A 15,806-nucleotide genomic window follows, 5' to 3' on the forward strand; every position below is an offset into this window, starting at 1 on the left:
CTCCGCAAGGCTCAGTTGATCTCGCTCCGCCATCGCCGTCTCCGATCCAATGCCAAACCATTGAATCACCAATCGCCAATAACGCAACGATCCCCACAAGGGGGAGGGAGGTCGCCTCAGTTTCAAGACCTTCGGAAGCGACGGCTGCGATTACGCCAGCAGCGCCTGCATTTCCTTCAGGATCGCTTCGCCCATCTGCGAGGTCGAGACCACGGTGGTGCCTTCCGACTTGATGTCGGCGGTGCGCAGGCCCTTGGCCAGCACCGCCGCGATCGCCTGATCGAGCTTGTCGGCGAGATCGCCCATATCGAGCGAATAACGCAGCGCCATGCCGAACGAGGCCAGCATCGCCACCGGATTGGCGAGGCCCTTGCCGGCAATGTCCGGCGCCGAGCCGTGCACCGGCTCATACATCGACTTGCGCTTGCCGGTCTTGGCATCGACCGCGCCGAGCGAAGCGGACGGCAGCATGCCGAGCGAGCCGGTCAGCATCGCGGCGATGTCGGACAGGATGTCGCCGAACAGATTGTCGGTGACGATCACGTCGAACTGCTTCGGCCACTTCACGAGGTTCATGCCGCCGGAATCGGCGAGCTGGTGCTCGAGGGCGACGTCGGCGTAATCGGCCTTATGGACCGCGGTGACCACCTCGTTCCAGAGCAGGCCCGTCTTCATGACGTTGCGCTTCTCCATCGAGGTCACCTTGTTGCGGCGCTTGCGCGCCAGGTCGAAGGCGACGCGGGCGATGCGGTCGATCTCGTAGGTTTCATAGAGCTGGGTATCGACCGCGCGCTTCTGGCCATTGCCGAGATCGGTGATGGTCTTGGGCTCGCCGAAATAGACGCCGCCGGTCAGCTCGCGCACGATCATGATGTCGAGGCCTTCGACCACTTCGCGCTTCAGGCTGGAGGCATCGGCCAGCGCCGGGTAGCACACCGCCGGGCGCAGATTGGCGAACAGGCCGAGATCCTTGCGCAGCCGCAGCAGGCCGGCTTCCGGGCGGGCGTCATAGGGCACGCCGTCCCACTTCGGGCCGCCGACCGCGCCAAAAATCACGGCGTCGGAGGCGTGGGCCTTGGCCATGGTGGCATCGGTGATCGCCACCTTGTCGGCGTCATAGGAGGCGCCGCCGACCAGGCCGTCCTCGGTCTCGAACTTGGCGATGCCGGCCGAATTGAGCCAGTCGATCAGGCGCTTCACCTCGGCCATCACCTCGGTGCCGATGCCGTCGCCGGGCAGAAGAAGCAGTTTATGCGTCGCCATGATCGAATTCCTCATGATGAGTCATGGCCAGGCTGATCCCGGCCATCCACGTCTGGCTGTGCAGCTCGAAAAATCGCGGATGCCGGCGCAGCACCGGGCATGACGAGTGGACAATGGAATTGTGCCGGAGTGCTAAAGCGCCGCTGCCGGATTGGCAAGCGCGGTTCCGGCCAGTGCTGTTGCGGCGCCCGCGAAAGCACGGCACAAATTCAAGCGGGAGAAACGCTTGAGCAGGATCGACAAGACCCGGCCGCCGACCGCGCGCCTGGTGCTGACATTGGCGCTGGCACCGACCATCAGCCTCGGCATCGGCCGCTTTGCCTATTCGCTGCTGCTGCCGGACATGCGCGACTCGCTGGACTGGAGCTATTCGGCTGCCGGTCTGCAAAATACCGTCAATGCCGCCGGCTATCTCGCCGGCGCCCTGATCGCCGCCCGGCTCAGCCGGCGCTTCCCGCTGCTGGCGCTGGTGCAGGCCGGCACGCTGGCCTGCGTGCTGTCGCTGGCGCTGTGCGCGCTATCCGGCAATTTTCTCGCGATCGGTCTGGCGCGGCTGCTGGCCGGGCTTGGCGCCGCGGTGGCGTTCGTGGCCGGCGGCACCCTGACCGCGACGCTGGCGCAGCGCGAGCCGGAACGCGCCAGCCTGCTGATCGGGCTGTTTTATATCGGCCCCGGGGCTGGCATCCTGATCTCCGGGCTGGTGGTGCCATTCTTGCTGCAAGGCCTTGGGCCGGGCTCGTGGTGGCTGGCCTGGCTGGCGCTGACAGCCATCGCTTTGCTGCTGGCGCTGCCGCTGCTGGTGCTGCGGATCGATGGCGCGGCGGCGCGCCAGGAAGCCGAGGTGGGCTCGTTCGCCATCCGGCCGGTCGCGATCTATCTGCTCGGCTATTTTTTGTTTGGCGCCGGCTACATCGCCTACATGACCTTCATGATCGCCTATGTGCGCGACGCCGGCGGCGGCGCACTGGCGCAAAGCCTGTTCTGGAGCCTGATCGGGCTCGGCGCGCTGACCTCGCCCTGGCTGTGGCGGCGGCTGATCGCCCGCGGCCATAGCGGCGCCGTCACCGCGATCGTGCTCGGCGTCAACGCGGTCGGCGCGGCGCTGCCGATGGCGTCGTCGTCGCTGGCGGTGCTGGCGCTGTCGGCGGCGGTGTTCGGCGGCTCGTTCTTCGCGGTGGTCACCACCACCACGGCGTTCGTGCGTTTCAACTATCCGCAAGCAGCCTGGCCGGGCGCGATCGCGGCCATGACCATTGCTTTTGGTGTCGGCCAGACGCTCGGCCCGTTCGCGACCGGCGCGATCACCGATTACACCGGCAGCCTCGATTCCGCGCTGGCGGTGTCGGCCGCGACGCTCGGCATCGGCGCGCTGTGCGCGGCGCTGCAACGGCCGCTGCGGCGCTGATCCAGGGGCTAAACTCTTTTGGGATTCCGGGTCTGCGCGCTCAAGGCGCGCATCCCGGAATGACTGATGGGGACGTGCGGCGCCGGACCGCTTCTCCACTCCTGCTACTCGATCACACCGCAGGCGATGCGGTCGCCGGCATTGCCGGCCGGATCGGTCTTGTAATCATCGGCGCCGGCATGGATCACCAGCGCGGTGCCATCCGGCTTGAACAGCGAATTCGGGGCGCCCTTGGCGAGCGTCACCGCATCATTGACCACGTCGATGGTCAGCGATCCGGACGACGGGATCGTCAGATTGGGCATATCGCCGGCATGGGCGCCGCCCTCCGCCATCTTGCCGTGCTTCTTGTTGCCGGGATTGAAATGGCCGCCGGCCGAAGTGAACGGCGGCTCGCAGCGCCCGACCGCGTGAATATGGAAGGCGTGTTCGCCGGGCGGCAGTCCCTTCAGCGCCAGCTTGATGGCGACGCCCTTGCTGGTCTCGCTGAGCGTGGCGGTGCCGACCTCGGCGCCTTGGGCGTTTTTCAAACTGGCCTGCGCCGTTTGCGCGGCGACCGCCGTCGGTAGCAGCAACAGCGCGCCGGTGCACAACAAAGCTCGCAGCATTGAAACCTCCCATGTCGCATCTTCTAGGCTTTGATTGCGACGCTATCACTGCCGCTGCAGCCCCGACAACACGCGATTGGCCGCGGATTAGTTGCGGAACCTTCTGCGCTCGCTGCGGGCAGCATCAACTCACCACGTCATTCCGGGGCGCTCGCGCCAGCGAGCGAACCCGGAAACTCGAATTTCGGGCCACCGGCGACACTTCAATCATCTCGATATTCCGGGTTCGCGCTCCGCGCCCCCCGGAATGACGGCGAACAGACAGCACTTACAGTCCGCTGAACGAATTATAGCCCTGATCCTCCCAATAGCCGCCCTTGTAGTCGTTAGTGACTTCGAGCGAGACCACGTATTTCGGGTTCTTGAAGCCGAGCTTGGTCGGAATCCGAATCTTGATCGGATAGCCATAGGCGCGCGGCAGCGTGGTGCCATCAAAGCCGAGCGTGATCTGGGTCTGCGGGTGCAACGCGGTCGGCATATCGATCGGCGATGTGTAGCCGTCGGCGCAGCGGAACCAGACATAATTGGCGCGCAGATCGGCGCCGATGCGCTGCAGGAATTCGCGCAGCGGCACGCCGGTCCAGGAGCCGATCGCGCTCCAGCCTTCGACGCAGACATGGCGGGTGATCTGGGTCTGTTGCGGCAATTGCGCGAGCTGAGCGAGACTCCAGCTGCTTTTGTCACCGACCAAGCCCGATATTTCGAGGCGGTACTGATCACCATCGACGCGCGGCGCCTCATCCAGCGAATAGAACGCATTGAACGGAAACGGTCTTGTGATCGCGCTCTCGGGAAAACTTGGCGCCAGCTGTTCCGGATCGAAGATCGCGGCCTGTACCGCATCGTTGAATTTGGAAATCTGCACCAGCAGCTTTTCGGCCGAAACCTGATCGACCACGTCGCAGCCGGTCAGCAGCGTCAAGGCGCCGAGGCTGGCGCCACCGGCCAGAAAACGCCGCCGCGACGGATCAGGCAGCATTTTTGTCGCATCGCGCGCCAAGAGGCGCTTGTCGACACCGGGAATGATCAGCCGCTTCAAGCCGAACATCGCTGCCTCCTCAAGTCAGGACAACGAGCAACGATACGGTCAGCGCTAAGCGTCAGCGTGCCGTGCGCTGGATTGCTTCGCTTCGCTCGCAATGACGAGGCCCTGGTCATGGCTGTCACCGTCCGAAGATGATGGCACGCAAGGCGCGCGGCACCAGCAGCGCCAGCGCGATGTGGATCACCAGAAAGCCGCAGATCGCCGTCATCGCAAAGAAGTGCACATAGCGCGCGGCGTCATAGCCACCGAACAAAGCGGTGAGCGTTTGCCATTGCACCGGCTTCCACAGCGACATGCCCGATAGCACCGCGATGATGCCGGCGATGATCACTCCGGCATAGAGCAGCTTCTGCACCTGATTGTAGCGCGACAGATCGGCATGCGAGAGCTTGAAGCTCAGCGCTTGGCGTAGATCGTGGCCGATTCCGGTCACGCTGATCGGCCAGAATTTGTCGCGGAACCGTCCGGTGATGACACCGAGCAACAGATAGAGCACGCCGTTGATCGCCAGCAGCCACATCGCGGCAAAATGCCATTGCAACGCACCGCCGAGCCAGCCGCCGATGGTGATCGATCGGGAGAAGCTGAAATCGAACAGCGGCGAAGCGTTGTAGATCTGCCAGCCCGAGCCGATCATGATCACCATCGCGAAGGCGTTGACCCAGTGCAGCACGCGCAGCCACAGCGGATGAATGACCGTCCTGGTCGGCCGCCGCACCTGCGGCTCGCTGATCGAAACGCCGGACATTGACTGGCTCCTGCGCGGCTACGGCGTTCCGGGCGGAACGCGGCGTGATTGTCCCGCTTCCATCGCGAAGCCGTGATCACAACACGGCGAGCCCGTAGATTCCCTGGGTTGAGGGGAGCGCGGGCGCGATCGGCCACCCGCGCCCGCCAGAGCAGAGCGTTACGACGCCGGCATCAATACGGTGTCGATCACATGGATCACGCCGTTCGATTGGGCGACGTCGGCGATCGCGACCGTGGCGCTGCCGCCCTTGGCGTCGGTGATCGTCACCTTGCCGCCGGAGGTGCGTACCGTGAGTTCGTCGCCTTCCACGGTCTTGAGCTTCTGACCGTCCTTGAGATCGGCGGCTTCGAGTTTTCCGGGAACAACGTGATAGGTGAGAATTTTGGTGAGCGTCGCCTTGTTCTCGGGCTTGAGCAGATTATCGACCGTGCCGCCCGGCAGCTTGCCGAACGCGGCATTGGTCGGCGCGAACACCGTGAACGGCCCCTTGCCTTCCAGCGTGCCGACCAGGCCAGCCGCCTTCACGGCCGCGACCAGCGTGGTGTGATCCTTGGACGCGGCAGCATTCTCGACGATGTTCTTGGAAGGAACCATGGCCGCGCCGCCGACCATCACGGTCGCGTCACTTTTCGTCATGCCGGCGTTGTTGCGCATCATCTTGTCCTCGGCATGTGCCGGGATCTGCACGCTGGCAGCCAGAGCAATCACAGCTGCAGACAGAGCAATTCGCTTGGACATCGATTAGTCTCCCAATGTTGGCATGATATCCGCGACCGAGCGCGGGCTGGATCGAACCTGGTTGCGATCGCAATCTGAGTTCGATGCCCGCAGCTACGCTTGTGAAGCGTGCTTGGTTTCAACGTGGTCGATTCTGTCGCAGCTGGAACAAATCGCAGAGATGCGATTCACGTCATCGTCACACTTACGCGCACGCAGCATTGCTGCGCATGCGCGCCGTGAGCTGCAAGGTGTGAGCTGCAAGGTGCGAGCTGCGACGCAACAACACATCACGCCCACGACAATTGCGGGCGCGACGGCTCAATCGCGGAAGCCGCTCACCTCACAAGCTGCGGCGACGATCAGCAATGGCGATAATGTGATCGTGATGACTCGCGCGAACAGCGAGTTCGGCGTTCAGAGCACAGCCTGACGTGATCCGAACACGCAGGCATCGCGGCACAGCACCGGCGACACCATTTCGATCAGTTGCGTGGTCGCGTCATCAAGCGACAAAGACGCGGTGTCGAGCACGGCGGAGGCGCGGGCATAATGGGGCTCGCGGCTGGTCAAGATGGTGTGCAATTCGGCCATTGCCGTCTGATCATCAGCCAATGGCCGCAGATCGCCCTGACTGCGCACCCGCGCGATGTGTTGTTCCGGGTCGGCCTTCAGCCAGATCGTGAAGAACGATGACAAGAGCAGCTCAAAACTGACCGGCTCGGACACGATGCCGCCACCGGCAGCCAGCACCATCAGCTCCTTGCGTGCCAGCAATTGCCGCAGCGTCGCCAGCTCCATGCGCCGATAGCCCTCCTGGCCATAGAGCGCGATGATCTCGGCGATCGACAGCCCGTGCTGCTGGGCGATCTCCTTGTTCAATTCCACGAACCGCCAGCCGATGTGATCGGCGAGCCTGCGGCCGAGCGTCGATTTGCCGGCGCCGCGCAGCCCGATCAAGGCGATGCCGTTGAAATCCGGCAGCCGGCGCGCGCCGGCACCGAGCCGGCCGAGCCCGGACAGCATGTCGCGGGCATGGGCGAGCTGCACCGGCGAGGCCTGGCGCAACAGATCGCGCAGCACCGGCCAATCCGGCACCGGATCGCTGGCAGGAATGAGGTCCTCAGGATGGGTGCCGAGCGCCTGGGCGACGCGGCGCAGCAGCACAATCGAGACGTTGCCCTTGCCGCTTTCAAGCTGGGCGATATAGCGCTCGGAAATACCCGACACCTTGGCCAGCACTTTGCGCGACATGCCGCGCAGCCCGCGCATGTTGCGCACGCGCTGACCGAGTTGCTCCAGGAACAGCGGTTCCGATTGCGCAGCGTCCATCACGAGGCCCGAGGGAACGGCCGTCATTGACCGAACCCACGAAACATAGTGCAGGCCCGCCGTCGCAGCAAGCGGACGGAATGCCCCACTCTGCACTATAATGCAGAATGAGCAAAGCAAGCAGCGCCCGGCTCAGTCCCAGCCGTCGCCCTGAATGCCGGGGGCGGCGTAGGCGACGCCGCCATCGACCGGCAGCGTGATGCCGACCACATAATCGCCGGCGCGCGAGGCGAGATAGACTGCGGCGCCCGCCATGTCGGCATCGGCGCCGATCCGGCCGGCCGGCACCCGGGTCGCCACCAGATCGGCATGGTCGCGCGCCGCCTTGTTCATGTCGGAAGCGAACGGCCCCGGCGCGATCGCGGTCACCACGATGTTGTCCTTGATCAGCCGGGCCGCCATGCGCCGGGTCAGGTGGATCAGCCCGGCCTTGCTGGCGGCATAGGGATAGGTTTCCAGCGGATTGACGAACAGCCCGTCGATCGAGGCGATGTTGATCACCTTGGCCGGGCGCTCGTCGCTGGCGGATTTTTGCAGCAGGCCATGCAGCGCCTTGGTGAGGAAGAACGGCGTCTTGACGTTCAGGTCCATCACCTTGTCCCAGCCGCTTTCCGGGAACTCGTCAAACGGCGCGCCCCAGGCGGCGCCGGCATTGTTGACCAGAATGTCGAGTTGCTGCTCGCGCTTGCCAAGCTCAGCGGTCAGCAATTCGATGCCGCTCAGGGCGGAGATGTCGATCGGCAGCGCGATGCACTCGCCATCATATAGCGCGGTCAATTCCTGCGCGGTCTGCTCACAAGGCCCGGCCTTGCGCGCGGTGATGTAAACCCGCGCCGCGCCCTGCGCCAAAAACCCGGCCGCGATCATCTTGCCGATGCCGCGCGAACCGCCGGTGACCAGCGCCACCCGTCCCTGCAGTGAAAACAGATCCTTGAACATGCGCCCTCCTGTGCTTTTCGGAAGCTGTGCGGCGCATGGCGGTGCAAGTCAAGGAGCCGCAGCAGCGCCCGATCGCTTGCGGCCGCCGCGCGGAATATGCAGTGCGCGGCACCGCTCAAAGCGGCGCGCGCGGCGTTTGCTGGAGGCTAGCTGTAGAGCTTGGCGTAGGTGTCGCGCAGCACGTTCTTCTGCACCTTGCCCATGGTGTTGCGCGGCAATTCGTCGACGAACAACACGCGCTTGGGCATCTTGAATTTCGCAAGCTGACCTTCAAGCGCGCCGAGCACCGTCGCCTCATCGACGGCGGCGCCCTTGTCACGCACCACCACCGCAGTGACGCCCTCGCCGAAATCGGCGTGGGGCACGCCGATCACCGCCGATTCCACCACGCCGGGAATGGCGTCGATCTCGGTCTCGACTTCCTTGGGATAGACGTTGAAGCCGCCGGTGATCACCAGATCCTTGCCGCGCCCGACGATATAGACGTAGCCGTCCTGATCGATCTTGCCGAGATCGCCGGTGATGAAGAAGCCGTCTGAGCGGAATTCCGCCTTGGTCTTGTCCGGCATGCGCCAATAGCCCTGAAACACATTGGGGCCTTTCACCTCGATCATGCCGATCTCGCCGGGCGGCAATTCGCGGCCGCTCTCGGTATCGACCACGCGCACGCAGATGCCGGGCAGCGCCGGGCCGACCGCGCCGGGCACGCGCGCGCCGTCATAGGGATTGGAGGTGGTCATGTTGGTTTCAGTCATGCCGTAGCGCTCCAGCACGGCATGGCCGGTGCGCGCCGACCATTCGCGGTGCGTATCAGCCAAGAGCGGCGCTGAGCCCGAGATGAACAGCCGCATCGCCCCCGCAGCCTCTTTGGTCAGCGCCGGGCTTTGCAGCAGCCGCGAATAAAAGGTCGGCACGCCCATCAGCACGGTGGCCCGGCTCATCAGCTTGATGATCAGCTCCGGATCGAATTTGGGCAAAAAGATCATCGAGGCGCGCGCGAACAGCGTGACGTTGCTGGCCACGAACAGCCCGTGGGTGTGATAGATCGGCAGCGCGTGGATCAGCACGTCGTCCGGCGTAAAGCGCCAGAAATTGACCAGCATCCGCGAATTCGACGCGAGGTTATCGTGCGACAGCATCGCGCCTTTGGAGCGCCCGGTGGTACCGGAAGTGTACAGGATCGCGGCCAGGTCAGTGCCGGCGCGCGGCACGGTGACGAACTCTGACGATGCAGTCGCCGCCGCGGCGCTGATCGTGCCCTCGCCATTGGCATCGAGCGTTTCGACGCCGGCGCCGATCTTGTCCGCCAGCGCGGCAATGCCGTCGCGCTTGGCCGGATCGCACACCACCAGTTTCGGCTCGGCGTCGCCGATGAAGTAATCAAGCTCGTGCAGCGTATAGGCGGTGTTGAGCGGCAGATAGACCGCGCCGGCGCGCACCGTGGCGAGATAGAGCACCAGCGCCGCCACCGATTTGTCGACCTGCACCGCCACTCGGTCGCCGGGCTTGACGCCGCGCGCCACCAGCACATTGGCGATCTGGCCGGCGCGCTGCATCAGATCGCCATAGCTGACCCGGCCGCCATCATGGGTCTCGATCGCGAGCTTGCCGGGATCGGTGAGGCCGTCGAACAGACGGGTAAACAGATTAGCGTCCATGGGCGTGTCCTGGCGTATGACCGAAGGGTGCTTGCCCATATCAACAACTGCGGCGGCCCGGCAACGGAAGCCGCGAGCGAGCATGACGCGCGTCAACCGCTACGGCGCGGCACACTCCCCTTCGCCGCGAAGCGTAACGCGATGGTGAGAGGCCCCTCTTCTCCCCTCCCCCCGCGAACCGGTGGGGAGGGGTCGGGGGTGGGGGGCTTCTGCGCTAGCCCCGATAATACCAATGGCGAGTGATACCAACCACTCCGCACGTCATGGCCGGGCTCGTCCCGGCCATCCACGCCTTTGATCTTGCTGGGATTTCAAGACGTGGGTGATAAGGCCTTCGCGAAGAAGCGCCCCCCACCCGACCGGCCTGCGGCCGGCCACCCTCCCCGCCGCTCGCAAAGCTCGCGGGGGGAGGGAGGGAGAGCAGACCGCCACGCTAGCGCTGGCAGCTCGGGCACCAGAAGGTCGAGCGGTTGTTCTGGCTGAAACGCACGATGGTGCCGCGGCAACCTTTGGTCAGGCACGGTTCGCCCTCGCGGTCATAGACCTGGAACGAATGCTGGAAATAGCCAAGTTCGCCAGAGGCTTGGCGATAGCTCTGGTCGCGCAGCGACGAGCCGCCCGCCGCGATCGCCTCGGCCAGCACGGTGCGGATCGACATCACCAGCCGCTCGGCGGCGCCGGTCGGCGCACCCGAGGGATCGGCCAGCACGGCCGCCGGATGGGTCGGATCAAGCTGCGCCCGGAACAGCACCTCGCAAGCGTAGATATTGCCAAGCCCGGCCACGGCGCGCTGGCCGAGCAGCATCGCCTTCAGGCTGACCGATTTGCCGGCGCAGACCCGCGCCAGCATCTCGGCATCAAAGGCATTGCCGAGCGGCTCCGGCCCCAGCCCTTTCAGGAACGGCTCGTCCTGGATCGCCGCGCGCGGAAACACTTTCATGTAACCGAACCGGCGCGGGTCGTTGAACACCACGGTTTTGCCGGTCGACATCGCGAACACCACATGGTCGTGGGCGCGGTCGGCGCAGCGGGCGTAATGGAACGAGCCGGGGGTGGTCTCGACACTGCCCTCCATCACCCGGAGCGAACCGGACATGCCCAGATGCATCAGCAGCACGTCGCCGCTGCTGAGATCGGCCAATAGATATTTGGCGCGGCGGCCGAGCCCGATCACGCTCTGCCCGGTCAGCCGGGCGGCGAAATCCTGCTGCAGCGGAAAGCGCAGGTCGCCCCGGCGCAGCGCCACCGCATCAAATCGGGCGCCTTCCATGGCTGGCTGCAAACCAACCCGCACGGTTTCGACTTCAGGCAACTCAGGCATGTATTCCCCTTGGACCGCCAAGGTGATAGCGCCGTCGCCAGCGGCACGCTATATGGTCCGCCGCAGGCCGGGTCCGGCGACCGCGAATCGACCGCGCCGGCGCGACGTCGCGTACAGGAGAGACAAGTATGGCACAGCGGGGCGAGACCACGCATTTCGGCTTCCGGGACGTGGCCCTGGAGGAAAAGCAGACGCTCGTCAATGACGTGTTCCATAGCGTCGCCAGCCGCTACGACCTGATGAACGATCTGATGTCGGGCGGCCTGCACCGGGTCTGGAAAAACGCCATGGTGACGACGCTGAACCCGCCGCGCGACGATGCGCCGTTTGCGCTTTTGGACGTGGCCGGCGGCACCGGCGACATCTCGTTCCGCGCCGCCAAGGCGGCCGGCGCCGGCTTCACCTCGACGGTGTGCGACATCAACAGCGACATGCTCGCGGTCGGCGAGGAACGCGCCCTCGCCCAGCATCTCGACCATCAGGTGACGTTCGTGGAAGGCAATGCCGAGGAGCTGCCGTTCCCCGACAAGAGCTATGACGCCTATACGATCGCGTTCGGCATCCGCAACGTGCCGCGCATCGACCTGGCGCTGAAGGAAGCTCATCGGGTACTGAAGCCCGGCAGCCGGTTCCTGTGCCTGGAATTCTCGACCGTGGACGTGCCGGGCCTCGACAAAATCTATGACCTGTTCTCGTTCAAGGTGATCCCGCATATCGGCCGCGCCGTGACCGGCGACGCCGAGAGCTACCAGTATCTTGTTGAATCAATTCGCAAATTCCCGAAGCCGGAGCAGTTCGCGACCATGATCCGCGACGCCGGCTTTGCCCGCGTCAGCTATCAATTGATGTCCGGCGGCATCGTCGCGCTGCATTCGGGCTGGCGTTTGTGATCTCTGCACTGACCCATGCGGCGCGGCTGGCCCGCGCCGGCTACGTGTTCGCGCGTGAAGGCGTGTTCGGCGTGGTCGATCCGTCCCTGGTGCCACCGCCGGGGCGGCTGGCGCTGCGGCTGGCACGGCTGATCGAACGGCGCGGCGCCGGGACTGGCCCGCGGCTGTCGCTGGCGCTGACCAAGCTCGGCCCGGCCTATCTGAAACTGGGACAGTTTTTGGCAACCCGGCCCGACGTGGTCGGCGTGGCCATGGCGCGCAATCTGGAAAGCCTGCAGGACCGGCTGCCGCCGTTCTCGCAGTCGGAAGCCGATGCGGTCATTGCCGCCTCGCTGGAGCGGCCGGTCGATCAGGCCTTTGTCAGCCTGAGCGCCCCGGTGGCGGCGGCCTCGATCGCCCAGGTGCATCGCGGCGAGGTCGAGGTCGACGGCGTGCGCAAGCAGGTCGCGGTCAAGGTGCTGCGCCCCAATGTCGGCGCGAGATTCCGGCGTGATCTCAGCGACTTCTTCTTCGTCGCCGAGAAGGCCGAGCTGTATTCGGCGGAAGCGCGGCGGCTGCGGCTGGTGGAAGTCATCAACACCATGTCGCGCACGGTGGCCATGGAGATGGACCTGCGGCTGGAAGCGGCCGCGGCCTCCGAAATGGCGGAAAACACCAAGGACGACCCGGATTTCCGGGTGCCGACGGTGGACTGGGACCGCACCACCCACAACGTGCTGACCATGGAGTGGATCGACGGCATTCCGCTGAACGACCACGCCCGAATCGCCGAAGCCAAGGTCGATACCCAGGAACTCGGCCGCAAGGTGATCCAGAGCTTCCTGCGCCATGCGCTGCGCGACGGCTTCTTCCATGCCGACATGCATCCGGGCAACCTGTTCCTGGACCCCGAGGGCCGGCTGGTCGCGGTCGATTTCGGCATCATGGGTCGGCTGGCGCCCAAGGAACGGCGCTTCCTGGCCGAAATCCTGCTCGGCTTCATCACCCGCAATTATCGCCGGGTCGCCGAGGTGCATTTCGAGGCCGGCTATGTGCCGCCGCACCATTCGGTCGAAAATTTCGCGCAGGCGATCCGGGCGATCGGCGAGCCGATCCATAATCGCACCGCCGAAGAAATCTCGATGGCCAAGCTGCTCACGCTGCTGCTCGAGGTCACCGGGCTGTTCGACATGCGCACCCGGCCGGAATTGATCCTGCTGCAAAAGACCATGGTGGTGGTCGAGGGCGTGGCGCGTTCGTTCGATCCCAAGCTCGACATCTGGAAGGTCGCCGACCCGGTGGTGCGCGAATGGATCGAGCGCAATCTTGGCCCGATCGGCAAGATCGAGAGCGCGCTCGCCGGCGGCGGCGAGATCGTTCAGGTGCTGTCCGGCCTGCCGTCGATCGTCAGCCGCTCGGTCACGGTGCTGAACCAGCTCGAGGCCATGACCCGCGACGGCCTGGTGCTGGCACCGGAAACCATCGCCGCGATCGGACGCAGCGAGCGGCGCAAGAGCCGGGGCCGCACCATCGCGCTCTGGATCATCGCCGCGACCTTCATCGGCGTGCTGTTCTCGCTGCAATATCTGCGCTGACGCGCTAGCACTGACTGCAATGCTTGCCTGCATTGCAGTCAGTTGGCATAGTCCCGCATCCTCGCCGTCATGGCCGGGCCCTGCCCGGCCATCCACGTTTTGATCCGCAGCAGACCCGAACGGCGTGGCTGCCCGCGACCGATGCGGGCATGACCAGCGTTACGGGCGCACGCGGATCGAAGGGAACACCGCATGGCCAACCTGACCATCCGCAAGCTCGACGAGGCCATCAAATCCGAGCTGCGCCAGCGCGCCGCGCGCAACGGCCGTTCGATGGAAGACGAGGTGCGCAGCATTTTGCGCGAGGCGGCGCTGCAGTCGCCCTCGGCCGAGCCGGCGCCGAGCGACGAACTCGAGCGCGCCGAGCTGACGCCCACCGAAAGCGCCGCGCCGGGCAGCGCATCGCCGCGCATCACGCTGATCGTCGGCGGCGGCATCGCCGCCTACAAGTCGATGGACCTGATCCGCCGGCTGAAGGAGCGCGGCTTTGAGGTGCGCTGCGTGCTGACCGCCGCCGCGCAGCAATTCGTGACGCCGCTCACCGCCAGCGCGCTGTCGCATCAGCGCGTCTATACTGACCTGTTCGATCCGCAAAGCGAGTTCGATGCCGGTCATATCCGGCTCGGGCGCGACTGCGCGCTGATCGTGGTGGCGCCGGCCACCGCCGATCTGATGGCGAAAATGGCCAATGGCCACGCCAACGACCTCGCCAGCGCGATTCTGCTGGCCAGCAACCGCCCGATCCTGCTGGCGCCGGCCATGAACCCGATGATGTGGAACAACCCGGCGACCCGCCGCAACGTCGCGCAGCTTGTGCGCGACGGCGTCAAACTGATCGGCCCGTTTGCCGGCGAGATGGCGGAAGCCGGCGAAGCGGGCGTTGGCCGGATGGCCGAGCCGCTGCAGATCGCTGCCGCCGCCGACGCGCTGCTGCGCCCGGCCGCGCCGCAGCCCTTGGCCGGCAAGCACGTGCTGATCACCGCAGGCCCGACCCATGAGCCGATCGACCCGGTGCGCTACATCGCCAACCGCTCCAGCGGCAAGCAGGGCTTTGCCATCGCCGCCGCAGCGCAGGCCGCCGGCGCCAGCGTGACGCTGATCGCCGGCCCAGTGGAACTGCGCGACCCGCAAGGCGTCCGGGTGATCCGGGTGGAAGCGGCGCGCGACATGCTGGCCGCGGTGGAAGCAGCGCTGCCCGCCGATATCGCGATCTTTGCCGCCGCGGTCGCCGATTGGCGCGTCGCCGAACAAGGCGGCCAGAAGCTGAAGAAGGATGGCAATGGCGTGCCGCCGCTGCAATTGGTCGAAAACCCGGACATTCTCGCCACCATCGCGCAGCGCCAGCACGGCCGGCCGCCGCTGGTGATCGGCTTTGCCGCCGAGACCGAGCATCTGATCGACCACGCCACCGCCAAGCTGCAACGCAAGCGCTGCGACTGGATCGTCGCCAATGACGTCTCGCCCGCGACCGGGGTGATGGGCGGCGACCGCAACACCGTGCATCTGTTGATCCGAGACGGTGATCAGATTCGCCAGGAAGCTTGGCCATTGATGGCCAAGGACGAAGTCGCCACCGCGCTGGTGCAGCGCATTGCCGACGCTATCGGGAGTTTTGCCGCGTGACCGTTTCAATTGCCATCCAGCAGGCGCCGCATGCCGAAGGGCTGCCGCTGCCGGCCTATCAGACCGCGCACGCCGCCGGGCTCGATCTGATCGCCGCCGTTGCCGACGACGCGCCGTTGACGCTCGAGCCGGGACGCAGCGCGCTGGTGCCGACCGGGCTGCACATCGCGCTGCCGGAAGGGTTTGAAGCACAGGTGCGGCCGCGCTCCGGCCTCGCCGCCAAGCACGGCGTCACCGTGCTCAACGCGCCGGGCACGATCGACGCCGATTATCGCGGCGAGATCGGCGTGCTGCTGATCAATCACGGCCAGGCGCCGTTCGTCATTCGCCGCGGGGAACGGATCGCGCAGCTGGTGATCGCCAAGGTCGAGAAGGCGCTGTGGCAGTCGGTCGATACGCTGCCGGATAGCGCGCGCGGCACTGGCGGTTTCGGTTCCACCGGCCGCTGACACCACACGACCTAGGGCGCACCCGACCCGGGAACCACAGCAGCAGACGCGCGCGTCATGTTCGGCCATCATTCGCGCTGCGTCGCGAATCCTGGCAAGAGCTGCCAGGAAAAATATTTGCCGCCGTCCGGGCCGCGGCGTTCACGGTCTGGACTCTTACCGGAAGAGTCGCGAAGGCGATAATGTCCGACGATTCGCTAACGACGTATCGATCACGATCAGCACAATTGC

At 65.5% G+C, this 15,806-nt stretch carries 15 protein-coding genes; 6 read left to right on the forward strand and 9 right to left on the reverse strand.

Features of this window, described 5'->3' with window-relative positions:
* Window positions 1-150 precede the first annotated feature (150 nt).
* Entirely contained in the window at window positions 151-1,263 is a 1,113-nt protein-coding gene (leuB, locus tag BJ122_RS10970; protein WP_110781071.1) for a 3-isopropylmalate dehydrogenase, read from the reverse strand.
* A gap of 226 nt (window positions 1,264-1,489) precedes the next feature.
* Between leuB and BJ122_RS10975 the strand changes: the two genes are divergently transcribed.
* The gene (locus BJ122_RS10975) at window positions 1,490-2,668 is read left to right on the forward strand and encodes a YbfB/YjiJ family MFS transporter (RefSeq protein ID WP_110781072.1); all 1,179 of its coding nucleotides are present in this window, start codon (window positions 1,490-1,492) and stop codon (window positions 2,666-2,668) included.
* A 104-nt stretch (window positions 2,669-2,772) separates the two neighbouring features.
* Here the strand turns inward: BJ122_RS10975 and BJ122_RS10980 are convergent, their stop codons facing one another.
* The 4 genes from BJ122_RS10980 to BJ122_RS10995 all read right to left on the reverse strand — a co-directional run bounded on the left by BJ122_RS10980 (window position 2,773) and on the right by BJ122_RS10995 (window position 5,810).
* Window positions 2,773-3,276 carry a superoxide dismutase family protein gene (locus tag BJ122_RS10980; protein ID WP_110781073.1) on the reverse strand — a complete coding sequence of 168 codons (504 nt, stop codon included), beginning with the start codon at window positions 3,274-3,276 and terminating at the stop codon, window positions 2,773-2,775.
* 268 nt (window positions 3,277-3,544) lie between these two features.
* Window positions 3,545-4,324: a molybdopterin-dependent oxidoreductase gene (locus BJ122_RS10985; protein ID WP_110781074.1), complete on the reverse strand. Its 780-nt coding sequence runs from the start codon at window positions 4,322-4,324 to the stop codon at window positions 3,545-3,547.
* A 115-nt stretch (window positions 4,325-4,439) separates the two neighbouring features.
* Window positions 4,440-5,069, reverse strand: coding sequence for a cytochrome b/b6 domain-containing protein (locus tag BJ122_RS10990; protein ID WP_110781075.1), 630 nt, complete (start codon window positions 5,067-5,069; stop codon window positions 4,440-4,442).
* A gap of 159 nt (window positions 5,070-5,228) precedes the next feature.
* Entirely contained in the window at window positions 5,229-5,810 is a 582-nt protein-coding gene (locus BJ122_RS10995) for a fasciclin domain-containing protein (RefSeq protein WP_110781076.1), read from the reverse strand.
* 22 nt (window positions 5,811-5,832) lie between these two features.
* Between BJ122_RS10995 and BJ122_RS11000 the strand changes: the two genes are divergently transcribed.
* Window positions 5,833-6,222 (forward strand): hypothetical protein, encoded by a 390-nt coding sequence (locus BJ122_RS11000; protein ID WP_110781077.1) that lies wholly within the window; start codon window positions 5,833-5,835, stop codon window positions 6,220-6,222.
* Here the strand turns inward: BJ122_RS11000 and BJ122_RS11005 are convergent.
* From BJ122_RS11005 to mutM, 4 genes are all read right to left on the reverse strand, one after another.
* Complete coding sequence (locus BJ122_RS11005) at window positions 6,207-7,124, reverse strand: helix-turn-helix transcriptional regulator (protein ID WP_181418934.1); 918 nt, start codon at window positions 7,122-7,124, stop codon at window positions 6,207-6,209. The genes BJ122_RS11000 and BJ122_RS11005 overlap by 16 nt on opposite strands.
* Window positions 7,125-7,253: 129 nt before the next feature.
* Window positions 7,254-8,060 carry an SDR family NAD(P)-dependent oxidoreductase gene (locus BJ122_RS11010; protein WP_110781079.1) on the reverse strand — a complete coding sequence of 269 codons (807 nt, stop codon included), beginning with the start codon at window positions 8,058-8,060 and terminating at the stop codon, window positions 7,254-7,256.
* A 146-nt stretch (window positions 8,061-8,206) separates the two neighbouring features.
* Window positions 8,207-9,718 (reverse strand): malonate--CoA ligase, encoded by a 1,512-nt coding sequence (locus BJ122_RS11015; protein ID WP_110781080.1) that lies wholly within the window; start codon window positions 9,716-9,718, stop codon window positions 8,207-8,209.
* A gap of 433 nt (window positions 9,719-10,151) precedes the next feature.
* The gene (mutM, locus tag BJ122_RS11020; protein ID WP_110781081.1) at window positions 10,152-11,039 is read right to left on the reverse strand and encodes a bifunctional DNA-formamidopyrimidine glycosylase/DNA-(apurinic or apyrimidinic site) lyase; all 888 of its coding nucleotides are present in this window, start codon (window positions 11,037-11,039) and stop codon (window positions 10,152-10,154) included.
* Window positions 11,040-11,167: 128 nt separating this feature from the next.
* On the opposite strand from mutM, the gene ubiE reads away from it, so the two are divergent.
* From ubiE to dut, 4 genes are all read left to right on the forward strand, one after another.
* Entirely contained in the window at window positions 11,168-11,929 is a 762-nt protein-coding gene (gene ubiE / locus BJ122_RS11025; protein ID WP_110781082.1) for a bifunctional demethylmenaquinone methyltransferase/2-methoxy-6-polyprenyl-1,4-benzoquinol methylase UbiE, read from the forward strand.
* On the forward strand, window positions 11,926-13,503 hold the full coding sequence (gene ubiB / locus BJ122_RS11030; RefSeq protein ID WP_110781083.1) for a 2-polyprenylphenol 6-hydroxylase: 1,578 nt from the start codon (window positions 11,926-11,928) through the stop codon (window positions 13,501-13,503). Before ubiE ends, ubiB begins: the two co-directional genes overlap by 4 nt.
* A 192-nt stretch (window positions 13,504-13,695) precedes the next feature.
* Entirely contained in the window at window positions 13,696-15,126 is a 1,431-nt protein-coding gene (gene coaBC, locus BJ122_RS11035) for a bifunctional phosphopantothenoylcysteine decarboxylase/phosphopantothenate--cysteine ligase CoaBC (RefSeq protein ID WP_110781084.1), read from the forward strand.
* Window positions 15,123-15,575, forward strand: a complete 453-nt coding sequence (gene dut / locus BJ122_RS11040; protein ID WP_110781085.1) for a dUTP diphosphatase — start codon at window positions 15,123-15,125, stop codon at window positions 15,573-15,575. Before coaBC ends, dut begins: the two co-directional genes overlap by 4 nt.
* Window positions 15,576-15,806 lie beyond the last annotated feature (231 nt).

The sequence above is a fragment of the Rhodopseudomonas faecalis genome (assembly GCF_003217325.1).
Classification (GTDB): domain Bacteria; phylum Pseudomonadota; class Alphaproteobacteria; order Rhizobiales; family Xanthobacteraceae; genus Rhodopseudomonas; species Rhodopseudomonas faecalis.